Origin of the sequence: Oceanobacillus sojae, from assembly GCF_007991515.1 — a bacterium.
GTDB lineage: Bacteria > Bacillota > Bacilli > Bacillales > Amphibacillaceae > Oceanobacillus > Oceanobacillus sojae.
The window spans coordinates 132,377-156,699 of record NZ_BJYM01000013.1; the positions used below are offsets into that span (position 1 = coordinate 132,377).

Annotated in this window: 23 protein-coding genes; 1 reads left to right on the forward strand and 22 read right to left on the reverse strand. The window is 38.2% G+C overall.

The window, feature by feature from the left end; translation table 11 throughout:
* Positions 1-34: 34 nt before the first annotated feature.
* The 12 genes from OSO01_RS15620 to OSO01_RS15670 form a co-directional block, all read right to left on the reverse strand.
* Positions 35-349 carry a PTS fructose transporter subunit IIB gene (locus OSO01_RS15620; protein WP_147211400.1) on the reverse strand — a complete coding sequence of 105 codons (315 nt, stop codon included), beginning with the start codon at positions 347-349 and terminating at the stop codon, positions 35-37.
* On the reverse strand, positions 346-1,245 hold the full coding sequence (locus tag OSO01_RS15625) for a ketose-bisphosphate aldolase (protein ID WP_147211401.1): 900 nt from the start codon (positions 1,243-1,245) through the stop codon (positions 346-348). Before OSO01_RS15625 ends, OSO01_RS15620 begins: the two co-directional genes overlap by 4 nt.
* A gap of 2 nt (positions 1,246-1,247) precedes the next feature.
* Positions 1,248-1,739 carry a PTS sugar transporter subunit IIA gene (locus OSO01_RS15630; RefSeq protein ID WP_147211402.1) on the reverse strand — a complete coding sequence of 164 codons (492 nt, stop codon included), beginning with the start codon at positions 1,737-1,739 and terminating at the stop codon, positions 1,248-1,250.
* Entirely contained in the window at positions 1,739-3,214 is a 1,476-nt protein-coding gene (locus OSO01_RS15635; protein ID WP_147211403.1) for a BglG family transcription antiterminator, read from the reverse strand. The genes OSO01_RS15630 and OSO01_RS15635 overlap by 1 nt, the downstream gene beginning before the upstream one ends.
* A gap of 244 nt (positions 3,215-3,458) precedes the next feature.
* Positions 3,459-3,617 carry a hypothetical protein gene (locus OSO01_RS23425; RefSeq protein WP_186813680.1) on the reverse strand — a complete coding sequence of 53 codons (159 nt, stop codon included), beginning with the start codon at positions 3,615-3,617 and terminating at the stop codon, positions 3,459-3,461.
* A gap of 34 nt (positions 3,618-3,651) precedes the next feature.
* Positions 3,652-5,583, reverse strand: a complete 1,932-nt coding sequence (locus OSO01_RS15640) for a BglG family transcription antiterminator (protein WP_186813681.1) — start codon at positions 5,581-5,583, stop codon at positions 3,652-3,654.
* 59 nt (positions 5,584-5,642) lie between these two features.
* Entirely contained in the window at positions 5,643-7,103 is a 1,461-nt protein-coding gene (locus tag OSO01_RS15645) for a glycoside hydrolase family 1 protein (RefSeq protein WP_147211405.1), read from the reverse strand.
* Positions 7,100-8,347, reverse strand: coding sequence for a PTS sugar transporter subunit IIC (locus OSO01_RS15650; protein ID WP_147211406.1), 1,248 nt, complete (start codon positions 8,345-8,347; stop codon positions 7,100-7,102). The genes OSO01_RS15645 and OSO01_RS15650 overlap by 4 nt, the downstream gene beginning before the upstream one ends.
* A 5-nt stretch (positions 8,348-8,352) precedes the next feature.
* The gene (locus OSO01_RS15655; protein ID WP_147211407.1) at positions 8,353-8,679 is read right to left on the reverse strand and encodes a PTS lactose/cellobiose transporter subunit IIA; all 327 of its coding nucleotides are present in this window, start codon (positions 8,677-8,679) and stop codon (positions 8,353-8,355) included.
* 2 nt (positions 8,680-8,681) lie between these two features.
* Positions 8,682-8,999: a PTS sugar transporter subunit IIB gene (locus tag OSO01_RS15660; protein WP_147211408.1), complete on the reverse strand. Its 318-nt coding sequence runs from the start codon at positions 8,997-8,999 to the stop codon at positions 8,682-8,684.
* Positions 9,000-9,226: 227 nt separating this feature from the next.
* Positions 9,227-9,964, reverse strand: a complete 738-nt coding sequence (locus OSO01_RS15665; RefSeq protein ID WP_147211409.1) for a glucosamine-6-phosphate deaminase — start codon at positions 9,962-9,964, stop codon at positions 9,227-9,229.
* 70 nt (positions 9,965-10,034) lie between these two features.
* A complete protein-coding gene (locus OSO01_RS15670; RefSeq protein ID WP_147211410.1) occupies positions 10,035-11,630 on the reverse strand; it encodes a PTS transporter subunit EIIC in 1,596 nt (531 codons plus the stop codon).
* 601 nt (positions 11,631-12,231) lie between these two features.
* Between OSO01_RS15670 and OSO01_RS15675 the strand changes: the two genes are divergently transcribed.
* Entirely contained in the window at positions 12,232-13,488 is a 1,257-nt protein-coding gene (locus tag OSO01_RS15675) for a Zn-dependent hydrolase (protein WP_147211411.1), read from the forward strand.
* Positions 13,489-13,577: 89 nt separating this feature from the next.
* Here the strand turns inward: OSO01_RS15675 and OSO01_RS15680 are convergent, their stop codons facing one another.
* The 10 genes from OSO01_RS15680 to OSO01_RS15725 all read right to left on the reverse strand — a co-directional run bounded on the left by OSO01_RS15680 (position 13,578) and on the right by OSO01_RS15725 (position 24,230).
* A complete protein-coding gene (locus OSO01_RS15680) occupies positions 13,578-14,357 on the reverse strand; it encodes a MurR/RpiR family transcriptional regulator (protein WP_147211412.1) in 780 nt (259 codons plus the stop codon).
* Between the two features lie 224 nt (positions 14,358-14,581).
* A complete protein-coding gene (locus tag OSO01_RS15685; protein ID WP_147211413.1) occupies positions 14,582-15,766 on the reverse strand; it encodes a M20 family metallopeptidase in 1,185 nt (394 codons plus the stop codon).
* 45 nt (positions 15,767-15,811) lie between these two features.
* Complete coding sequence (locus OSO01_RS15690; RefSeq protein ID WP_147211414.1) at positions 15,812-16,990, reverse strand: M24 family metallopeptidase; 1,179 nt, start codon at positions 16,988-16,990, stop codon at positions 15,812-15,814.
* The gene (locus OSO01_RS15695) at positions 16,971-17,978 is read right to left on the reverse strand and encodes an ABC transporter ATP-binding protein (RefSeq protein WP_077602696.1); all 1,008 of its coding nucleotides are present in this window, start codon (positions 17,976-17,978) and stop codon (positions 16,971-16,973) included. Before OSO01_RS15695 ends, OSO01_RS15690 begins: the two co-directional genes overlap by 20 nt.
* Complete coding sequence (locus OSO01_RS15700) at positions 17,979-18,965, reverse strand: ABC transporter ATP-binding protein (protein ID WP_147211415.1); 987 nt, start codon at positions 18,963-18,965, stop codon at positions 17,979-17,981.
* An 18-nt stretch (positions 18,966-18,983) separates the two neighbouring features.
* Entirely contained in the window at positions 18,984-19,892 is a 909-nt protein-coding gene (locus OSO01_RS15705) for an ABC transporter permease (RefSeq protein ID WP_077602698.1), read from the reverse strand.
* A gap of 12 nt (positions 19,893-19,904) precedes the next feature.
* Positions 19,905-20,822, reverse strand: a complete 918-nt coding sequence (locus OSO01_RS15710; RefSeq protein ID WP_077602699.1) for an ABC transporter permease — start codon at positions 20,820-20,822, stop codon at positions 19,905-19,907.
* A gap of 89 nt (positions 20,823-20,911) precedes the next feature.
* Positions 20,912-22,465 (reverse strand): ABC transporter substrate-binding protein, encoded by a 1,554-nt coding sequence (locus OSO01_RS15715; RefSeq protein ID WP_077602700.1) that lies wholly within the window; start codon positions 22,463-22,465, stop codon positions 20,912-20,914.
* Position 22,466: 1 nt separating this feature from the next.
* A complete protein-coding gene (locus tag OSO01_RS15720; protein WP_147211416.1) occupies positions 22,467-22,904 on the reverse strand; it encodes a MarR family winged helix-turn-helix transcriptional regulator in 438 nt (145 codons plus the stop codon).
* A gap of 174 nt (positions 22,905-23,078) precedes the next feature.
* Entirely contained in the window at positions 23,079-24,230 is a 1,152-nt protein-coding gene (locus OSO01_RS15725) for an MFS transporter (RefSeq protein ID WP_147211417.1), read from the reverse strand.
* Positions 24,231-24,323 lie beyond the last annotated feature (93 nt).

Below are 24,323 nucleotides of genomic sequence, written 5' to 3' on the forward strand. Positions count from 1 at the left end.
CTTCTTTTTGAAGCTAGTGAAGTTGTGTGGCACCTTAAGCAGGAGCCACAACTTCTTCTACTTTTTTGATAAATTTATTTGGAGATTTAATAACTAAGTCTGTCGGTACTTCAATGGTTTTCTTTCCTTTAAAACGATTTTTACCGTTAATTTTGACATCTGCAGCGATAACCACTACGTCAGCCTCTTTAATTTGCTCTTCTGTCAAATTATCCTGTGTTCCAATCGTCCCCTGTGTTTCTACAAAAATAGAATGTCCGGCTTCTTGTGCTGCTTTCATTAACTTTTCTTTCGCAATATACGTATGAGCAATTCCAGCTGTACAAGCTGCTACACCTACAATATTCATACAAGTACCCCCTTTATGGCAGCTTCAGACTGATAAAACGGAACGGTATTTTCTGCCTTAAATAATTTAATTTTTTGTTCTGCCACTTTCTTTGTTTCTTCCATGCAAGGCGGGAATAATACATTAGGTTCACGAATCTCATTGTTACCACTATTCAAAATTTCCCGCAGCTTATTTGCAAATACAATTTTTATATCACTGGAGATATTTATCTTGCAAATCCCCATTTCAACTGAACGAACAAGCTCCTGGTCTGGATTACTGGAGCCACCATGCAACACGAGAGGAATATCTACACGTTTGGCTGTCTCTTCTAAAATATCTAAACGAAGCTTAGGGTCCACATTTTTCGGATAGATTCCATGGGCAGTACCTATTGCAATGGCCAAGGAATCCACCCCTGTACGTTCAACAAATTCTTTGGCAGTTTCAGGATCTGTATAAACAACTTCTGAGACTCCACCTTCTACTGTATTTCCAGTGTCACCAATCGTTCCTAATTCTGCCTCTACTGCCACACCAGCTGCATGCGCTGCCTCTACTACCTTTTGTGTGATTTCGATATTTTCTTCAAAAGGCAGGTGGGAAGCGTCAATCATGACAGAGGTAAAACCTAATCGAATCGCTTTCATGACTTGTTCAAAAGAAGCCCCATGATCCAGATGGATACAAACTGGAATAGTTGTCTTATTGGCAGCCGCTTTCACCTGACCAATAAAACTGTCTGTTAAAAAGGCTAATTCATCTGGATGTATTGCCATCATTAGTGGTGCATTCAGTTTTTCACAGCTTTCCAGAGTTGCATTAAAAAGTTGACCTGATCCTGCGTTAAAAGCTGGTACTGCGAAATGATGTTTTTGCGCTACCTCTAATAGTTCTTTTCCATTGATTAACATATTCAATACTCCCCATTTCTTTTTTTATTTTTTGTAAACAGTTCAATAACTTCTTCTTCAGACCTTGCATTTTTTAAGCGTTCTAAAAAGTCTTCATCTGCCAAGAAAATAGCTACTTGCTGCAACAGCAAAATATGTGTTGTGTTTGCATCGCTGTCTTGAACGGCGAATAAAATTATCGCGTTCACCGGTTTATCATCAAGTGATTCCCACGAGATATTATTTTTACTAATTCCAACTGCAATTCGTGTTTTGAGAACACTGCCAGATTTGCCATGCGGAATCGCAATGCCATTTCCCAGCCCAGTTGCTCCCTCTTTTTCTCTTAGAAATACATCCTTTATAAATGCCTCTTGATCCGTTAAACACCCCCCTTCATATAAAAGATCTGTTAGCTCATAAATTACACCTTCCTTTGTCGTTGCCTCTAAATCTACTGTAATAAGCTCTTTCTTTATTACTTTTTGCAAGTCGATGGTTTCTAATTGTTCCATTACGACATCTCTCCTAACATTTGTTTGACTCTTCCCTCATCCTGTTTGGTAAATACAGCATTAACTAAAATGGACGGCGTTGGCAACTCCTCATTTAAATGAATGGTCGTCAGAATCAGATCAATATTTTTATACTTATCGATATTTTTTACGAATTGCCGCTGTGATAGCACCGCTACAATTTCCAGGTCCGGGAAGGCTTTATTTACTTTGACCTTCAGTAATTCTGAGGTTCCGACCCCGCTGCTGCACATAATCAGTACTCTACGTTTCACTTCTAATAACTCTTTATATTTCACAAAGTAAACAGTTAGAAATCCTATTTCATCTTCCGAAATTTTGTTTAGGTGAAACTTTCTGCAAGCTTTTTGCGCAGCCTCCTTAACCTTCTGAAATGTATCTGTATACTCTACTTTGATATCCTCTAACAAATCATTCTGAATCATGATTTCATTCTTCAAACGATATAATAACGGTCCCATATGCTTGTATAAATCCTTCTTATTAATTTCTCCAAGCTGCTGAATACCTATATTTCTTCCGGCTTCCAGCGAAAAAAAACCTGTCACTTCTTTTATAAGATCTCCACTGATTGGTGTACGGATAGATTGTCCAGCTATACGGGATGAAATCAGATATTGAAATAAATAAAATATCTCTATATCTGGCAGACTCGTACACAGATAGTTTTCTATTTTTTGAATGAACTTTTTAGAAATATGATAGAACTCTTTATAATCCTCCGTTAATTTCTGCTCTTCCTCATCCAGGAATCCATCCTCACTTTCCCGCGGCCTCCCTCCATCTCGAAAGCGTTTCACAAGAATATAAATATGTGACAGTATGTTCATTTTATATGGATAAGGGATTCCTCCTTCAAAGCACGCCTCCAGCTTTTCTAACAGTGACGTAATAAAGTTGATATCTACTGGACTGATTTGGTGTTCGACAGTAGTAAATTGATCATCTATCAAATCATTACTGCTGATAAGCATATTCACTACTTTGCGTATTGTTTTTTCATGGCCTTCAATAGAAATATATTTACCGTTTCTAATCAGATTCAGATCGTTTTGCTTTAAAAAGCTTTCTATTCTGGATAAATCATTACTAATTACGGAATCGCTTACAAAATAAGCACCAAAAGCTTCATCTATCCTGATTCGCTTCGGTGATCTAAACAGTAAAGATACAATAATATTATTTCTTCGGCTCAAAGGTTCACTAGCAGCTGTTCTTATTCCATTATTCTCTACAACCTGCTCTAAATATCTATCATAAATTAAGTCGAAACCTTTTCCGGAGCTGGATATAATAATATCTCCTTCTAAAGATGCTTCATTAATCTTTCGAATCGTCCGGTAAACAGTCTTCGTTGAGATATCACAAAATCCAGCTATTTCTTGAGCTGTCAGCGTTGTTCCTTGCTTAATAAAAACTTCTATTAATTGGCGCTCTCTTTTGCTTAGCTGCATATTTGTTAACCTCCTTGATTAATACTATATCTTAAATTAAAGAGCATGCATTTCATTAGGTGTCCATTATGACAGACATTTTTAAAACGCTTGCAAAATATAGCTTTAAACCAATGAAGTACAGAAATCCTCTTTGAAATGTATTCTATCTTTCACTTATAAAAATAAAAAATGCCATTCAATTCTCAGCTCGAATCGAACAGCATTTTCATAGCCCTATATTACACATATAATTATCTTTAACTTAAACCTGGATCTCTTTCTCATTCTCCAATACATAATCTTCCGCTTCTTTCGACCAGAGACCATCATATTTTTTCACAATCTCATGAAGCGGCTTAATTGTATCCTCCATTATTCTATTCAATGACTTAATTGGCATCTCTTTATGCACACAGTTCAATTTCTTTCCTCTAGATTATATTGTTTTTACTTTCTTATTCCAAAAAATATCCTCCAGACCCCATCAGCTCAATCAAACGGTCAATAAATACTTCTCGATTTTTAGCCCCGGCCAGGTAATTCACATGATAAGATTCGGCAACCAGCTCAATAATGCGCGGAAAGATTTGATTAAACATATGTGTGTCCTGTTTATTCACAGCCATCCCAATAATTAATTTTACTTCATTGCTGTCCCAATCAACTGGTGCATCTGGTATCAATATAATTAAACCTGTCTTATCCGCTTCATACTTCATTGTATGTGGAATAGCCACCCCACTTGGATAAGAAGTAGCAGAAATTTTTTCTCTCTGATTTAATTTCTCAAGATAATCTGCCGGCACATAGCTATTTTGCTGAAATACATCTGAGATTGTCTGCATGATTTGTTTCTTTGATAACTTTTCATGTAAATGGATTAAAAATTCCTCTTTAATAAGCTCCGGAATTTTCTTTTTTATAAAGCGGACATATTTGTAATGCTTGATTTCTTCGATTTTTCTTCGGATTAATGTGATATCATGCTTTGTGATAAATTCATGTATGCTTACAATTTCTGCATGAATCGTGGCAAAAGCGTTCTCTACTTGGTTAGCATCCAGTGTTGTAATAATGAATTCTGGCGAAAGGAGTGCATTTATCTCACTGACATCTTCATAGACTCCCGCCACTTCTAAATCCTCATCAAAATTTCTTTCAATAACCTGTTTAATATCTGACTGCTGCGACAGATAGGAAGGAGTAATAATAATCGTTTTAATTTTTTGTTCTTCCTCCGGCTGGCTATTCAGGTAAGAGCCGATATGCAGCGCGAGAAAAGCAATCTCATCATCATTGATTTCAACATCCAGATCATTGGACAAGACGGATGCCAGATAGACTGCAATATCAAAGATAATCGGATACTTGATACGTATATTCAGAACACTTAAGTTTCTCGTATATTTATTTTGTAATAAACGATTATAGAGATTTTGAATATGAATCAGCAGCCGATTTCTAAATGAATCATTATCAAAATCAACCATATAAACACCGCTTATTTCCTGAATAGCATGATCTAAAGCTTTAGCGATATCATTACTGGTATAGTTATTTACCAGTGTCTTATCCGGGTTAGATTGTCCGTCAAATAAGATAGAGAGTTCGTCTTTATCTGCTTGAGAAAGGCGAATCTGATGATTTTTATACAACCGCTCCGCTATTTCTTCCACTACCTGAAAGCTGACAGCAGTCCGGTTTTCAACTTGATAAGAGCTCCTCTCTAATTGCTCATCGTCCGAAGCACGGTCTACAGCTATCGCTAAATGCAGAATAAAATTTTTGAAAAAATACGTATTTGGATGCACATCATATTTTTCAAAGCTTTCTTTACTCAATTTCATTAACATTTGCAGGGATATATCTCCTAAAAACATCTGGATTTCCTGTTCTAAAGAGGTACTGGTCGGCTTCGAATAATCAATTAAATCAATCATCAGCTTTCTCCGGCTCTTTTCATTTCCTTTCAACAAATACCGATGATGCTGTTGAGTAATCTGCAACCCATGCTTATTTACTAACTGATTAAGCTGAGCCATATCCGAACGTATCGTTGCATCAGAAACATATAACGTATCTGCTAAATCAAATAAATCCAAACCGCGTTCAGACCTTTTAATCAGGCGCCTCAATATATAAAAACGTCTGCTCTCTGCATGACTTGTAGTGTTTGTACCTTTATGAACCTGCTTGTTTTCTTCTCCGATGCGATAGCCTGCTCTGCTGGATTCAATCAGGTTGGGATGCTTTTCATTGATTGCTTTCACATAATTCCGAACCGTACGATCACTTACACTTAAAGCCTCTGCCAACGTTTTGGAAGATACATAATGTTCTCCTGCCTGTTTTCTTAAATAATCTAAGAGCATTTCTGTGTTGTTCATAATAATCATTCCTTATAGAGAAAAAAGGGGTGCCTGCCACCCCTTTTTTCTATTACTGCTTATATTTCAGAACCATTTGTTGCGATAACCTGTTTGTACCAATCAAAGCTGTCCTTTTTAATTCGTTTTCCAGTTCCATTTCCTTCATCATCCAAATCGACATAGATAAAACCGTAGCGCTTGGACATTTGCTGGGAAGAGCAGCTGACGATATCAATTGGTCCCCATGCACAATAGCCGATAACATTTGCCCCATTTTGAATGGCACGTCCAATCTGTTCAATATGATCTCCTAAATAGGCAATACGATAGTCATCATGAACTTTGCCATCTACTAACTCATCATACATGCCAAAACCATTTTCAGCGATAACAATAGGTTTTTCATAACGGTCCCAATATTGGGAAAGCGAATTGTATAAGCCTTGTGGATCGACATTCCAGCCCCATGGGTTCGCATCTAAATGTGGATTTGGCGTAATAGAATCTGCTTTGTTCACATTCTTTTCTGCATCCACCATTTGTGAAAAATAATAGGAAATACCAAGATAATCCATTGTGTTTTCTTTTAGTAATGCCCGCTCTTCATCTGTGATATCCAAATGAATATTATTTTCTGTAAAATACCTTTCTGCGTAAACTGGAATATCGCCTCGGAACTGTACATCAGTAAAGAAATACTGCATACGGTTATGCTCCATAGCAAGAATAATATCACTAGGCTTGCAGGAATATGGATAAACTGTACAATCAGCTACCATCGTGCCAATTTGCAAATCATACGGCAAGGTTTTTGCGTATTTCCGAATCTTCGCTGAAGCTACCAATTGATTGTAGACACCCTGGTATTCCGCTTCTTCCTTGCGTTTATATTGATCACTGCATACGCCAAGCGAAAGAAATGGCTCAATCTGCACCATATTGACCTGATTAATGACAATCCAATATTTCACCCGATCGCCGAAACGTTCTAATAACACTTTTCCATATCGTTCAAACATCTCAATAACAGCTTTATTCGTCCAGCCTCCATACTCCAATGTGATATGAATCGGCGTTTCATAATGAAGCATGGTGATAATTGGCTCGATACCTAAAGACTTCATCTTATCAATCATTTTTCCATAATGAGCTAGTGCTACTTCGTTTGGCTCCTTCTCATCTCCGTTTGGAAATACTCTTGCCCAATCTATTGACGTACGGAAGGTTTTAAAGCCCATCTCTGCTAAGAGTTCCAGATCTGATTCATACGTATGATAGAAATCAATTCCAAAACGTTTCGGAAAATACTGCCCGGTATCTGCTACATTTTTCTTTACTTCTTCCAACGTCATCCCAAGTTTTTCTAATTGTTGAATTTCATCATTTGATTTTCCTTTTAAATAAGGCTGCACATCTGAGCTGTTTAGCTTTTTGCCATCAGCTTGCCAGGCACCATCTGCCTGACTTGCAGCAATTGCACCTCCCCAAAGAAAATCTTCTGGAAAGCTTGCGTAGTTATTTTTTCTCAATTTAATCATTCCCCTTCCTCTAATAATTCTTTATCTTGCTCTATAGCTTGTTTATCGTAAATTTTGAAAAATGGATAGTAAATAACCCATGAAGCTGCAAAAATCACAAAGAAGTAAATCAACCCAGTAATCGATGCTGTCACAAGCCAGTTTAAAATCGGTCCAGGTAAATACCAGAGCTGGAACGGTTCATGCGGAATTGGAACCAGACCAACCTTCAAAACAATCCAGGTTAATATTGGACCTACCAGTCCATTAATCCACATAGGTATCATTAAAACCGGGTTAAATGCAATTGGTGCACCAAATACAATTGGTTCATTAATATTGAAAATAGATGGAATAAGCGATGCCTTCCCAATCATTTTTAACCGCTGTGACTTAGCCATAAAGGCAAGCATAATACATAGCGCTAAAGTAGCTCCGCCCCCGCCGATCAAAAATAATTGACCAGCCTCAGCTGTGAAAATATTCGTTACTTCTTGGCCAGCTGCAAAATTAGCCTGGTTCTCTGCAATAGCCGGTAAAGCAATAGCCGATTGAACAGGATAAATAACCCATGTTGAAATCCCAAAAGTGTACAAAAAGGCAAAACCGATAAAGAAAATAATCACAAATCCCCAAAAGCTTTGTCCCAGATTAACTAATGGTAAAAAGATGGAATTAACCACACTGTATAAGCTGATTTCTAATTGGAAAGTAAATAGCCATCCAATTAATAGAATCACGATAATCGGGATTAACGTATTGAACCAGACAGCAACAAAATCCGGAATAGCTGAATCCTCACCGATGAATTTCCATTTGGAAAACAGATTCATAATAAACCCTACGAATATCCCCGAAACCAGCGCTGCAATCATTCCACCAGTTCCCAACGTATTAAAATCAAATTGAATCATACCCTCCGCTGTAAACTGCGGAAATACGAGTAATAGGAAAAAAGCGATACCAGCGAGTCCAGCCTGCTTCGAAACCTCTGCATGACCTTTACGCTTCATGATAGCTTCCGGAATAAGATAAGCTAAAAATAGAGAAAACAATCCGAAAGAAAAAGAGCTGATCATCGAGAAATCTGGAAACCCTTCCCAAAAGTCTTTTACAATCGATAGAATCGTTGCAAAGGACCCGATAAATACCATTGGCATGGCAGCTAGAATAGAATCCTGAATTGCTGCGACCCACGGATTCTTTGCAATTTTATTAACCTTTGGTGAAAAACTGTCCGTCATCCAAGCTGTAAAACGTTCCATTTGTTTCACCCCTTCAGTTCTTTATAAAGCTTAATTATTTCCTGCATCATATTTATTTCTGTTTTCACCGTCATTAACGTATCCTGCGCATGTCCAAATAATGGGGAGTAAGGAATATCAATACCTTCCGCCTCTTTTTGCAGCATATTTGTCTGTGCCTGATGAGCAGTTCCTACTTCGTCATTTGCCTCTTTTATTAATCGATCTGCTTCTTCAAATTTAGCTTCTGAAGCTTTATTCACCGCCTGAAACACCAATTCGCGCGCATTTCCTGCATGCAGAATCACCTGCATAGAAATGGATACTAATTCATCTTTGCTTACTTCTTCCATAATTACTCGCCGCCTTCAAGATAATCTTTTGCTACTTTAACCAATCCCTTGCCATCCAGGGCACCGTAAACCCGCTGTGGAATAATTCCTGCTTTAACTCCTGCTTCCTCACAGGCTCCCTGCACTTCTTCAATCATATATTTTAAATGTGGTGCCACTAATAATAAGTCAATTTCATTTAAGTGGTTATGCACCTCAGATTCACTTTTTGCTTTAAATTCAATATCTGCTTTCTCTTTCTTCGCAGCTTTTCTTGCTGCCGCAGCCATAAATCCTGAAGATGCTCCTGCACCGCAGATTAATAATACTTTTTTAGTCATAATCAACTTCCCCTTTCTTTTATAATTCAAGTTTATCAACGAGAGGAAGCGATTACATTTAAATCTATTTCCTCGTATTAGGAAGAGTGGTTAAACCGAAAAGCAGGTACATATACAAACATGTTTGCATCACCTTCAAAAAACCAAATAAGGCACATTCTGCTTCGTTAATAAGCAGAATGTGCCTCATTGTATTTTTTTATAAATAATTATCTTTTCAATCTACCTTATTTTATCGTCTCTTCATCCAGCAAGGAAGCTGCTTCCTCATCAATAATAACAATTACATTATCCTTATCTCTAAGTGCAGTTGCAGGGCAGTCTGTAGAAACTTCCCCTTCCAGAAGGTTTTTCACTGCTTCACTTTTACGTTTTCCAGATACAAGCAGGATAACTTTCTCTGCTTCCAGAATCTCAGTAAATCCCAATGTTATCATTTCTGTCGGGGCTTCATCTCTTTCAATATTGTATTCTCTCATGGTACTTTCAATGGTAGAATCATCATGTTCTGCCAGGAAAATAGTCGAATCAAAAGGCGTCCCGGGTTCATTGGCTCCAATATGCCCATTGGTTCCTAATCCAAGCACCTGAACATCTCTCGGATAAGCATTTAACACTTCTTTATATCTGTTGATTTCTTCCTCTTTATTATCGGCTTCTCCATTGATTAAAAAGATTTCTTTCGGCTGCGTATTAATTTTGTTATAAAAATTTTCATACATAAAGGTGTTTACTGTATAAACGGCATTCTTCGGACCAATATATTCATCCAGATTCATCATCACCGTATTACTTATATCCAGCCCGTTATTTACTCCTTCTACAAGCAAAGTAAATAGCCCTCTTGGTGAACCGCCAGTTGTCATTGATATTACCGGCTGTTCCTTTGTTTCAATCACATCTTTAATAATTTCATACCCTTTTTCCGACATTTCCTCATAGTTTTTCACAAAAATAGTTTTCATCTTTTTTATCATTAAAACAATTCTGTTTTAATGAATGTCCCTCCTTTATTACAATCCTTTTTTACATCGATTATTTCTTTACTTCCTGCTTCAAGGCTCGAGCAGCCTGTTCAACTTTGCCGCCATAAACAACCTGAATATTTTTTTGATCAATTTTTACAATTCCCATAGATCCTGTTTCTTTTAATAAGGCTTCATTAACTACAGAGGTATCATTTAGTATCAATCGTAACCTGGAAATACAATTATCGATCTCAACAATATTTTCTTTTCCTCCAAGTGCAGTCATAATTTGTGCACCTAAATTATCTCCTTCCTTTGTTGAAGCCCCCAGCTTTGTATCTTCAATTGTTTCCTCAGAATCTGATGTTCTGCCTGGAGTCTTGACATCCATCTTTTCAATAACGAATTTGAATACAAAGTAATAAGCAACAGCGTAGAAAATACCGACAAGTACAATTAAATACCATCTCGTATAGGTACCTTGTAAAATACCGAAAATCGTTAAATCAATCAAGCCGCCGCCAGCATTCCCAACTGCTACACCCATTACTGTCATCAAGAAGAATGAGAGGCCGGCCATAAATGCATGAAACACCCATAAAATTGGTGAAATAAAGATAAAAGCAAACTCAATCGGCTCTGTAATACCTGTCAGAAAAGCTGTTAATGCTGCAGCAAGAAGCATTCCTTTTACTTTTGGACGATTTTTTAAATAAGCCGTTTTATACATCGCATAACATGCAGCTGGGAGACCAAATACCATAAAAGCATGTGTCCCTTGTGTTAAGAAGCGCGTTGCTGCTCTTAATGTTTCCATGTCCGGCTGTGCAGAAGCAAGCGATGCGTTAAATATAGATAATGCTCCGGATACAGTCTGTCCGTCTACAACCGCCGTACCACCTATTGGAGTGAAACGGATTAATTGGTTTAATACATGATGCAGCCCCGTAGGAATAAGCAATCTCTCGGAAAAGCCGTATAAAAATGTCCCAATTGCACCCGACCGCCCGATTAATCCGCCTAAACCATTGATAGCTGTATTAAAGTATGGCCAGATTAAATAAGCAGCAAATGAAACAAATGGGATCGTTACAATAATCATAATCGGAACAAAACGGTTCCCGCTAAAAAAGCTGAAAGCAGTAGGCAATTGTTTCGTATGGTATCGATTATGAATAAAGGCAGTCCATAATCCTACAAGAATACCTCCAAAAACACCCATCCGATAGGTAAATACACCAAGCATTAATTCATAGGCATTGGATATTTCCACTGCCCGGACCTGATTCATGCCTTCTTGTAACAGATACTCCACAGATGTTGTTTCTGCGGTTATACCATTCAGCTTCAGGAAATAACCGATAACTACATGAAAGATAACAAATGCAATGACTACAGAAAAACCGGCTATCTCTTTATCTTCTCTTGCCATTCCGGTAGCTACCGAAATAGCAAATAGAATTGGCAGCAGTGCAAACATCATGGAAACAATCGCCTGTACCCCGCCAATAATATTTTGAATGATGACAGCATTAGCAAACGTTTCACCAACAAGTGATGGATTTTGCAAAATGGAAACAATACCTAGTAATAATCCTGAAGCAATAATAATGGATAATGGACCCATTAATGTCTTACCAAACTTTTGAATTTTTGTTCTCACATTACACACCTCCGTTTATCTGGCTGGCACTTGCAAAATCATATTATCTATTTTAATTGATTTAACGTAATTAACCGCCTCCAAATAAGTAATTAATTTGTATAATATCTTCTCTAGAGAAACTGCGCTTACAGAAAGCCTTTTCATCGCGATTTAAGAGGATTGTATCACCGTCGAATGACCTGAACAATATCCTTTCCCTTTTTTAAATTCATAACCTGTTTCTGATTTTTCATTCAAATTCGGATTAAATATTCAGGCAGCCTTAAAAATTGGATTTATGATGTTAAAAAGTCCGGCTGAATACAGATTGAGAAGGATATAGTGAAAAATTTCATCCGATCAACAATATGTAACCCTGATAAATTTCTGCGAGATCAGAACTTGAAATAAATCTGTAAATCAGCTTTATCGAGCAGGAATTAATCTTAAAAAATACTGTTATATCAATGCTTAAGCTCTCCGTATTATTTTTCCAGACCTAAATGATTATTCAAAATGTGATTATTCCATCTTCTTCGCTTCCAAATATTGTACTGCCTATTTTCAAGTGATACGATTAGCGCGAATATAGCTCAATAATTTTAAGGGAGAAGATACAATGAAAGTAAACCTAGATAGAATCATTAGAGATATTGAGACATTAGCTGCTTTTACATCTACACCGGGGCAAGGGGTTACCCGCTCCTCCTATTCAAAGGAAGATAAGCTGGCAAAAGCGTATATAAAAAACGAAATGGAGAAGATTGGCTTAAACGTATGGGAGGATGGATTTTCCACACTTTTCGGACGCAGGGAAGGAAAAAATCCAGACGCTCCTGTCATTATGATCGGTTCCCACTACGATTCTGTTGTTAACGGAGGAGCATTCGATGGAACAGCAGGCACCATCGCTGCATTAGAGGTTTTACGTGTTTTCCATGAAAACAATATTGAAAATGAATTTCCGATTGAAATGATTGCCATGAATGCTGAAGAAGGAGAAACATTCGGACCGAGCACCGGTGTATCCAACTCAAGAGCACTTGTCGGCACGCTAACGGAAGAGGAACTGGATAAAGTAAAAAACAGGCATGGTCTAACGAAAAGAGAAGCCATGAAGGAATACGGCTTGATTCCAGATTTAAAAAGCGCAAAGAGGGACAAAGAATCCATCAGAAATTTTATTGAACTGCATATTGAACAAGGACCTATTCTCGACAGTACGGATACACCTGTCGGACTTATTGAATATATTCCAGGGATAGGAAGATACAAAGTCAATTTTCATGGAGAGCTGGCTGATTCCACTGCACCAATGGCCAATCGGAAGGATGCCCTGCTTGCAGCATCACAGTTTGTTTCAGCTGTAAATCAGATTATCGACGGACTGGGAGAAGGCATTACTGGAATGGTCGGGGAATTGGATATTTCACCTAATTCGCATCAATTTGTTCCGGATTTTGTACAGGCAAAGGTGGAGGTTAGAACCTTTGATGCGGAAATGCTTCAGGGGATTAACTTATATGATCAATTGACAGAAGTATTAAACGAAATTACTAAACGGACAAACGTAAAAACTGAATTAATTGAAATGGCCAGGATTGGCTATAGTAATCCTACACCGCCAAGTGTTATGTTAAAAGAAAATGTAGATATCATGAAGGAAATATTTGAAAAACTGAATTACAAATATGCGATTATTAATAACGGCACCGGGCATGATGCTATGATTACGGCCGATTTTATTCCAACAAATATGATTTATGTTCCAAGCAAGGATGGAGTCTCTCATCATCCAGATGAATGGACAGATTATGAGGATTTAGAAAAAGGCATTAATGTAATGCTCCATTTAGTAATGGAAATATGTAAATAGCCCTGTCAAAACAGGGTGAATGATGCTTATACAGGGGTGAATACTTTTCCTGCATAAGCATCTCTTTTTTATATGGAAGAAGATTGAAATTATGATACATGCGTTTTCTTATAATTTGTAAATCCTTCGTACAGCAGACTGAGAATTAGATTTAATGTACAGAAGGATGAATCATTCAATTGATTGACTTTATTGATATTCGAGACCTGATAATACAAATTATAGTCAGCAATATAGGCTAATTCATTCCGTGAAAATACGGTAACAGAAATCATCGGCACATTTTTTACTGCTATATTTTTAATCATGGAATCAATTGACTTCATATTTCCGGAAAGGGATACAACCAGGATTAAGTCATCTGAATTGATTGTATGAGAAAGTAATTCAAGCTCCGTTTTACTTGGAATTATATTAAGATAAATGTTGTGATTCCACAGACATCTCGAGAATTCTTTTAACATTAAATCCTGTCCATAACCTGTTCCATAAGCAAAAATGCGTTTTGCATTTAATAAACGATGATAAATCTCCTCTAAGCTCTTATCTTCCTCAAAAAGCTTAATTGTTTCTGTCACATCCTTCAGCAAATTAGAGCTGTTAAAATAGTGGCTGTTACTTTGCAGATTTGCCTTGCTCATTCGTTCAGCCTCTTCTTTTAAGAAGTAACGAAATTCGCTGTAGCCATGAAATCCAAGCTTTTTAGTTGTACGTATAACCGTCGAAGAGGAAACATTGCAGTACTTCGCGACTTCCGTGACAGTTTTATCCTTGCACACGTCAATATTCTGACTGATAAAGCTGACAACATGTAAATCATTATCATTTAATTCTTCATAATGCTTATTAATCAGTGCCTCCAGATTCATTTGCTGTCTCTCCTTAAAGTATGTTTTTATTAAAATCTCAGCACTATCTATCCTATGGAATTGCATCCTGTTTCTTTTGAATAGTATAACACAATCTTTTTGTGTAAAAAGCGGCTAATAAATACCATGTCTCCTACAGCTAAGGACGAGGATTTCCTAGTAAATTCTTAGTAATAAGAAAAGCACTTAGAAAGGTTATTCACCCGTCTAAGTGCTTTACTCATCTATTTATTCTCAGCCATATAATCTAACACCGCGGTACCCAATACCTTAGCTGCAATAAGCAATCCTCTTTCATCAATATCAAATTTCGGATGATGATGCGGATACGTCGGCTTGCCGATAACCTCAGCACCTGTAAAGAAAAATGTACCCTTCACATGTTGGAGATAATAAGAAAAGTCCTCTCCACCCATGATTTTCGGTGATTCTGTTACCTCTTTAACTCCAGGCACTTCTTTTGCCAGTTCAGCAACAAAGGCTGTTTCCTCTGCATGATTGACAAGAGCCGGATAGCCTCTCTGATAATTTAAAACACCTTCTGCACCAGATAATGCACAGGTAGAAGCAACAATTGTCTCCATCTCGTTTTCAATCAAATCTTGTACTTTTTTATCAAAAGTACGGACAGTTCCTTTTAAGAGTGCTGTATCAGCAATCACATTATTCGCATTTTTTGCTTCAAAGGATCCTACAGAAACAACCGCCAGATCTAATGGGTCTACCTTTCTGCTGACTATTTGCTGTAAATTTGTTACAAGCTGGCTCCCTATTAAAATACTATCCTTTGTCTGATGAGGTGATGCTCCATGACCGCCTTTTCCCTGAATATGAATATCAAAGAAATCTGCTGCAGCCTGGAGAGGACCTACCCGGTAACGAATTTCACCAAGAGGAACCTGAGCTTGCAGATGTGTACCAAAAATCACGTCGACTCCATCTAAGCAGCCATCCTCAATCATTGGTTTTGCACCGCCTGGAATCATCTCTTCTGCATGCTGATGAATAAACACAACAGTTCCTGCTAAATCTTCTTTCATTCCATTTAATACTTTCGCTAAACCAAGCAGTGTTGCTGTATGCCCATCATGTCCACAAGCATGCATCACCCCTGGATTTTCAGATTGAAAAGGAAGATCCGTTTCTTCCTGAATAGGTAAGGCATCAAAATCAGCACGCAGCGCTATAGTAGGTCCTGGATTTGCTCCCTCTAAATAGGCTACAACTCCGTTTCCTCCTACATTGGTTCGTACGCGATGGCCCAGCTTTTCATGAAATGCTGCGATATATTCCGGTGTCTCCTTCTCTTGAAACGACAATTCTGGATGCCGATGCAGATGCCTTCTAATAGCTGCAATTTCTTCATAAGTATCATCTAAATTCCCATACAATAAGTCCTTTTCCTTCATGCTCCCTTACCTCCGCGTTTTAAATTTTATAACATAAATACTATTCTAACAAATTAATGAATTTAAGTCTCTTGGGTAGTAGGTGAGCATTTCTATGCCATTTTTCGTTATCAAAACAGTATCCGAATGTCTGAATCCGCCTAACCCCGGTACATAAACTCCCGGTTCAACTGTAACAACCATTCCCGGTTTCATTTCCCGATGATCTCCTAAATCAAAGAAAGGAGCTTCATGTCCAAGTATACCAATATTATGCCCTGTATGGTGTCTGGTCAGTTCCGTAATACCTTCCTGTTTAAAGAATTCCTGTACCTGCTCCTCTACAAAGGAGAAAGGTTTTCCTGGCTGAATAGCTTTAAAAGCAACCTCTTGTGCTCTATACATATAATCAAAATGCTTTTCCTGCTCTGGAGAAAATTCTTCCACAAACATAACTCTTTCCAGCTCACTGTTATAGCCAAAAACACTTGCTCCCGCTCCTGTTACTAAGGTATCCCCTTTTGATAGAATAATATTTTGTGTCACAGCATGCGGGAAAGCAGATTCAGGTCCAATCTGGCCTCTAAAAATGGCATGTGCTGTTCCGCCGTGCGGCTTATATTCTGGACCTAAGGTTTCAATCATAGCCAAAGTGGCTTCGTTAGATGCTTTTGTTGTAATTTCGATTTCACTTACTCCGGCTTTCGTGTACTTTTGCAATAAACGATGCGCTAAATTCCCCCAGCGGCAAGACTCTTTAATAAGCTCTATTTCATTTCGTGATTTTACAAATCGCAATTCTTCTATAACTCCTCGCAGAGATTGAAACGATTTTGCTGTAATAAGCTGATCAATACTCGGTCCTTCATATCCCATGGAAGACCCGTAGCCGATAGAATCATACCCAACTGTTTTCCCTTCAAATCCATTATCAATAAGGACTTCTTTAAAATATTCCATAGAATGCTTGATACCTGGGTATTCAGGATATGAATGAACATGGTCGACAACAGAATACTCTTCTGCATGCTCATGCTCCAATTGAGGTACAAACAAATGGAATTGATGGTTGGAATCAACGGCTAGCCCAATCGGTCTTTCCGTGGGATGAAAATGGAAACCTGTTAAATAAAAAATATCGGCAACTGCAAATATAACAGCCACATCACAGCTTCTCCCTTCCACCTTTTCAATGAATTTCTGCTGGCGTTCTTTAAATTCAGACTTAGGAATTTCTAATAACATCTTTTATTTCCTCCTTTGAATTTGTATATAGATGACAAGTCGCCTTATGTCCATCCGTAAAGAAAACTTCCTCAGGAGCTTTTTCACTGCAAATGTCCATAGCAAAAGGACACCTTGTATGGAACGGACAACCTTTGGGCGGATTGGCGGGACTTGGGACATCACCTTTTAAAATAATTCTTTTCCTCTCTTCTCGTGGATGAGCAACTGGAACTGCAGAAATTAACGCCTGGGTATAAGGGTGCTTGGGATTTTCAAATAGCTCCTCAGTCTCCGCTACCTCCACAATTTTCCCTAAATACATGACTGCTACTCTATCTGTCATGTGCTCAATAACACTTAAATCATGAGAAATAAATAGATACGTTAATCCGAATTCCTTCTGTAAATCAAGCATTAGATTGATGACCTGAGATTGTACAGAGACATCCAATGCAGAAACTGGCTCATCGGCAATAATAAAGTCCGGCTGTAAAATGACAGCTCTGGCTATGCCGATTCTCTGCCGCTGTCCTCCAGAAAATTCATGAGGATATCTATGCAAATGAGATTTAGATAGTCCCACAATTTCTAAAATCTCATGTATTTTCTTTTCACGCTCCTTTCCTTCAAACTTTTTGTGGATTCGCAGAGGCTCCATTAAGATTTCCCGCACAGTCTTCTTAGGATTCAAGGAAGCATACGGATCCTGAAAAATCATTTGAAAATCTTTTCTGAGCTTCCTCATATCGCTGTAGCTGATCTTTGTAATGTCTTTTCCCTGGAAATAAATTTCCCCGGCAGTTGCATCCGTTAAACCTAAAATTGTCTTCCCTGTCGTTGACTTTCCGCATCCCGATTCACCAACTAAAGCGTATGTTTCTCCACGCTTAATCGAAAAACTCACATCATCAACAGCTCGAATGATTGTTTTTTGTTTAAACATTCCCTTAGAAACCTCATAATATTTCTTCAGGTTTTGGACTTTTACTAGATAATCCTCTGCCATTTACCTCACCACACCTTCATCAGAGCTTTGTAACCAGCACTTACTAAGATGTCCATCTTCCTGAAATGCAGGCGGCGATTCTTGAAAACACTTTTCCATTGCTAACGGACAACGGTTAGCGAAAATGCATCCCTGTTTTACCTGCTCCGGCTTGGGAACCTGCCCTTGAATAGCGTATAGCTTACTTTTCCGCTCATTATTTGAAGGCAGTGATTGAATCAGTCCTCTAGTGTAAGGATGCAAAGGACGATCAAATAATTCATTGACTTCTGCCGATTCTACGATTACTCCTGCATACATGACAACCACCCAGTCACACATTTCCGCAACAACACCTAAGTCATGCGTAATTAACATTAGGCTCCTATCCTTCTTACTCGTTATCTTTTTCAACAGCGATAAGATTTGTGCCTGTATCGTTACATCCAGTGCCGTTGTCGGCTCATCAGCAATCATAAGCTTCGGTTCGCATAATAATGCCATAGATATCATTACACGCTGTCTCATTCCTCCAGACAGCTGATGCGGATATTCATGAATAATTTGTTCCGGACGAGGAATGCCGACCTGTTTCAGTACTTTTATAATCGCTGCTTTTTGTTCTTTATTTGATAATTGGCGATGCCTTTTTAGCGGTTCACTTAATTGCTGTCCAATTGTAAATACAGGATTCAATGATGTCATCGGTTCTTGAAAAATCATTGAAATTTCATTCCCGCGTATTTTACGCCATTCTTTTTCCTTCAACTTTGTTAATTCTTTTCCATCAAATAATATTTCTCCTGAAGGAATACTGCTTATTCTGTCCGGAAGTAACCCCATCACGGCCAGAGAGGTAACACTTTTTCCACTTCCAGACTCACCTACAATCCCAACTGTTTGCCCTGCCTTGATTTGAAAGCTCACTTCTCGAATCGGCTGCACAATGTGCTTCCCATTTTGAAACTGAATCTTTAAGTCCTTAATTTCTAAAATGGATTCTGCCACTGGTAAAACACCTCCCTGCTATTTCCCTTTGATCTTCGGATCTAACGTATCTCTCAGCCAATCCCCGAACAAATTAATGCCAAGTGCAGTGATAATAATAGCTAACCCGGGAAATGTAATTAACCACCAGGCACTAAATATAAAATCTTTCCCCTCGCTTAACATATTCCCCCAAGCAGGCGTCGGAGGCTGCACGCCGAATCCTAGAAAGCTGACAGAAGCTTCCGCAATAATAAACGAACTTATCTGCAAAGAAGCCAGGATAATCATTGGTGTAAATAGATTCGGAACAATATGCTTTATCAGGATTTCAAATCGGGAAACGCCGGTCGCTACAGCAGCCTGGATAAAATCCTTCTCACGCAAAGCAAGAACTTCACTTCTAATTACCCGTGCAAAAATGACCCAGCCTCCAATAGCAAGCGAGATAATGATATTCTTTAGACCCGCTCCCAGAACAGCATTAATAATAAGCACCAGTAAAATAAACGGAAAGCTCAGCTGTACATCGACCAGACGCATCAACACAATATCAATCCAGCCCCGGAAAAAGCCGGATATAATTCCGATAACTGTACCAATCAACCCTGCAATTAAAACCGTAGATAAACCAATAATCACAGATATTCGTGCTCCTAAAATAATTCTGGAAAGCAAATCCCGGCCTAAATGATCTGTCCCTAACAAATGTCCATCTGTTAAAGGAGGTAGAAGCTTTGCAGTCAATTCCGTTTTGACAGGATCATATGGCGCAATCCAATGTCCAAAAATACTTAGAAAGAGTAAGATGAAAATAATCGCAACTCCCAGCAGTCCCGTCCAGCTGTGCAACAGGCTGGTAAAGAATTCTGCTGCCTTTGTCTTTTGGGAAAATGCCAGCGAATCGTCTTCTGGAATCAGTGGTTCATTTGGTATACTAGAAGCCATAGAAACGCTCACCTACTTTACTCGAATTTGCGGATTAACATACGCATAGATTACATCTGCCAGGAAATTAATCACTGTATAAATTAATGCAATAATAAATACACCAGCTAACACTACCGGAAAATCCCTTGTCATCAGTGCTTGTTCAATCAATCGGCCAACTCCCGGCCACGAAAAGACAATTTCTGTAATGACCGCTCCGCCAAGCAGCTCGCCAAGATCTAGAGCCACCAGTGTAATAATTGGAATCAATGAATTTTTTAAAGCATATTTCATTATCAGCGGAAACGTCGGCGTACCGGAAGCTTTTGCAGTACGAATAAAATCCTGCTGAAGAACATCGAGCATCGCTGACCTTGTAAACCTGGTGAATCTGGCCGTACTATAGAAAGCTAAGGTAAGCATGGGCAGAATCATATGTATTGGTGTTCCTGCTCCGCCAGACGGTAATATTTTCAACTGCGCAGCAAATAAAAATATCAGAAGCAGTCCCATCCAGAATGTTGGAATAGCCTGACCGATAACCGTTAATCCAACTGCAACCCGGTCAAAAATAGAATTGCGGTAATAAGCAGACAAAACTCCTAATGGAATAGCTATAACTAAAGCAAGAATTAGTGCTGCCGCTGCTAATTGAAAGGTAGCCGGCAAACGATCCAGCACACTTTGCAATGCATCCTGTTGCGTTCTTAATGATTCACCAAAATCTCCCTGAACGGCATTACCCATAAATTCCCCATACTGCACATAGAGCGGCCTGTCTAACCCCATTTGGTGCTGAAATGCCTCAATCTGTTCTCTGGAAGCATCCTGAGGCAGGAAAAGTGTTGTTGGATCTCCAGACAAACGCATTAAAAAGAAAACTGCCGTAAGGACTAAAAATACAACTAGTATTCCTTGAAAAAAACGCTTCACAATGAAATCTAGCATGGTTGTCCCCCTTTACTGGTTTCTATGCAATATCTTTGTATTAAAAAGGCGGAAAGAAACCTGTATTTCCTTCCACCCTCGCATCATTCCTACTCCCAGGACATATCGTATATCACAATTCTTTCATCCACTCTTGGCTCAAAGTCCAAATCTGATCTGACTGCATATAAATCAGCCTGCTGCCATAATGGAACCCAAACCGCCTGCTCAACTAACTTACGCTGAAGCTCTGCATAGGCATCGAAGCGATCGTCCGGATCGAAAGTGCCGTTAGCATCATAGATTTCCTGATCAATCTCTTCATCATGAAAACTGCTATAAGGAGCATCTTCCGTAAATAAGTTTCCGATTGTTCCCTGCTGTTCAAAAGCAGGTCCCCATCCAAGAATAAACATATCTCCCATTTCTCTGTTTTGAATTCTCTCTAAATGATTTCCCCATTCATTTACAGAAACATCTACTTGAATACCAATCTCTCCAAGCTGTGCAGCAATCGCTTGTGCTACCTGATTATCCATAGGATAACGTCCACTTGGTGTTTCTAAAGTCAAACTAATCTCTTCGGGTGTGTACCCTGCTTCTTCAATCAGTTCAACAGCTTTATCCGGGTCATAACCATAATCCTCTGTTTCTACATAGCCGGAGTTAACAGGTGATAATGGGCCGGTAATCTTTGTGCCGTACCCGTTTAAAACATTTTCCAGCAAAGAATCTACATCGACAGCATAGTTAATCGCCTGACGTACCTTTTGATCCTGAAGAGGTCCATCATGGAATGTATTCAAAGCAACATAATTGATTCTTGATGAAGAAGCCTCTCCTATTTTAGAGTTATCATCATTTTCAATTTCTGCTACGGAGTCTACCGGGATATTTTTAAATAAATCAACTTCTCCACTTAAGAAGGCTGATAATCGGGAGCTGAACTCCGGAATATAACGAAATTCAACATTCTTAATCTCCGGCTCTCCTTTCCAATAATCATCATAAGCTTCTAATTTCAGATGATTATCGCGTGACCATTCCACGAATTGATAAGGACCTGTCCCCACTGGCTCATTGGCAGCTGTATCGTTCCCAACGTCCTCAACATACCCCGGCTCCATAATCAGCAAATCCTCTGTGATTCTCTCCATTAAATCCGGGAAGGGTCTGGATGTTGTTATTTCTATTTCATAAGGAGATATAACAGTTACTTCCTCAATGTCTACCCAGCGTGAACGATAAAAAGATTGATTGGATTCATCTAAAATATAATCAATACTGAACTTCACAGCATCTGCATTAAATTCAGCGCCATTATGAAAGGTTACCCCTTCCTTCAACTGAAAGCGCCATGTTAATTCATCGATATTCTCCCATGATTCCGCTAAATTAGGGACATAATCCTTTGTTTCTATATCACGCTCAATAAGAGGTTCATAGATATTCCTTATCTGTGCATCTGTGACGTAATTTACATCCGTGTTAGCCATCAGAGTTGCTGCATCGGATTCAAATCCAATGACAATTGAGTCCTTTGAGTCTCCTCCATCTCCGCTTCCCTCTCCTCCACTATCCTCTCCACCAGCAGTTTCTTCTGTACAAGCTGCTAAAACAAAAAACATCATTGAAAGTAATGCTAAGAAAAACATTTTTTTCATTTCAATCTCTCCTATTCTTTGTTTCTAGTAAAGCTTCTATCTTATTCATAGACTCAATCAACACCCCGACATCCTGTTCAGAAATATCTTTAATCATTTCTTCTACTTTTTCATTTGCTCTGTCCTGAAGCTTCTTTAATTCCTCCCTTCCCTTTGACGTCAAATAAATATATTGCACTCTTCGATCCTTGCTGGAAGTAACTCTTTCTATGAGCTCTCTCTTCTCAAATTTTCGAAGAATCTTACTAATATATCCCTTATCCAGCACGAAATAAGTGGAAAGATATTTGGCTGTGCAATCTTTCTTGTTGCTGGTTTCATACAGAACCATTGCCTCTGTGGCAGAAAAAGAACTGCCATCAGCATATAGTGATAAAATCCCCATTATTTTTATATAAAACCTATTAAATCGTTTTATTTCTTGAATCTGTTCTTCCATACCTTTTCTGACACCGCCTATTGATAACTTAAGATTCTCTTAATAATAAATTTTCTAATAATTATTTTAATAATATGGATATTAGTTGCATTTGTCAACTATTATTTTATAGAATAATTCAGTTAAAAAATCCACTTCATAGTAAAACAGAAGTGGATTCCTTATTAAGTCTATTTATTTCTTTTTATTTAAATAATCCTTATAAACTAAAACAGCAACAACTAGAAAACTAAAGCTTACAATCCGAAAAATCATCTCTATACTAACCCACTCAGCCAGCATACCTAATATGAATGCACTGACTCCAACGCCGACATCGAAGCTGGAAAAGAAAGTTGCATTAGCAGCACCACTTTTTTCTTCACTTACATTTTGAACAGCCCATGTTTGAAGACATGGCATTACTGTTCCATATCCTGCTCCAAATAAAATCGCCGAGATAATAAGATAAAAGTCGTTAGTTGCAAAAGACAGCACAACTAAAGATAAAAATCCTAAAATGGCTGAGACAATGATGATAGACCAAGGACCGTTTCTATCATACCATTTCCCTGTATACGGACGTAAAAGAGTTGAGACTGTCGCATTGACAAGGAAAAACAGAAAAATATTATCCAGATTCTGCTGTTCTCCAAAAACAACTAAAAACGTTATAATTGCTCCAAAACCAAGTGTTGAAATAACTGTCAGCAATGCCGGAAACCATGCGTTTCTTTCAAAAATCATATCAAAGAAACGAAATGGTGCTTTCTCTCTTTTTACCGGCACAGATGATTTAACAAATAAAAGTGCAGTGAGCGCTAATAGGCTGAGTATAACTGATGACCAAATTACAATGTCAAAAGAATAAAAATCATATATAAAGATACCCAGACTCTGCGCTATAATCGCCCCGACTGTTGTTGAAACAGAGAAATATCCTAACCCTTCTCCTAAGCGTGACTTAGGAATCGAGTCGACTGCCATTGTACTATTGGCTGTTGTTGATACGCCCCATGCAGCACCATGAAACAACCGTAACAATAACAGCATCCATATAATGTTAAGAAAAGGATAAACAAACGTAATTAACATTAGCATTGCACTTGCAACGATGGCTAAAGCTTTTCTTTTGTTATCAATTAAAAAGTAGCCCGCGAAGGGTCTGATTAATACCGCTCCTACTGTGAATAATGTGGTTACTAAACCAACTTGAATGGGAGATGCATCAAGGCTGATCATATAAGCCGGTAAGATAGGAAGCAACATTTCAAATCCAATAAAAATTAAAAAGTTACTAGTAAATATAAAAAGAAATGATTTGTTAAAAATTTTTTGATTTTCCATATAAAATTCCTCGCTTCTAAATTTTTTAAATTTAATTCAGAAGCGCCTGGAACACTGAAACATTTCTATATTTCCTAAGTTTTTTAAACACTG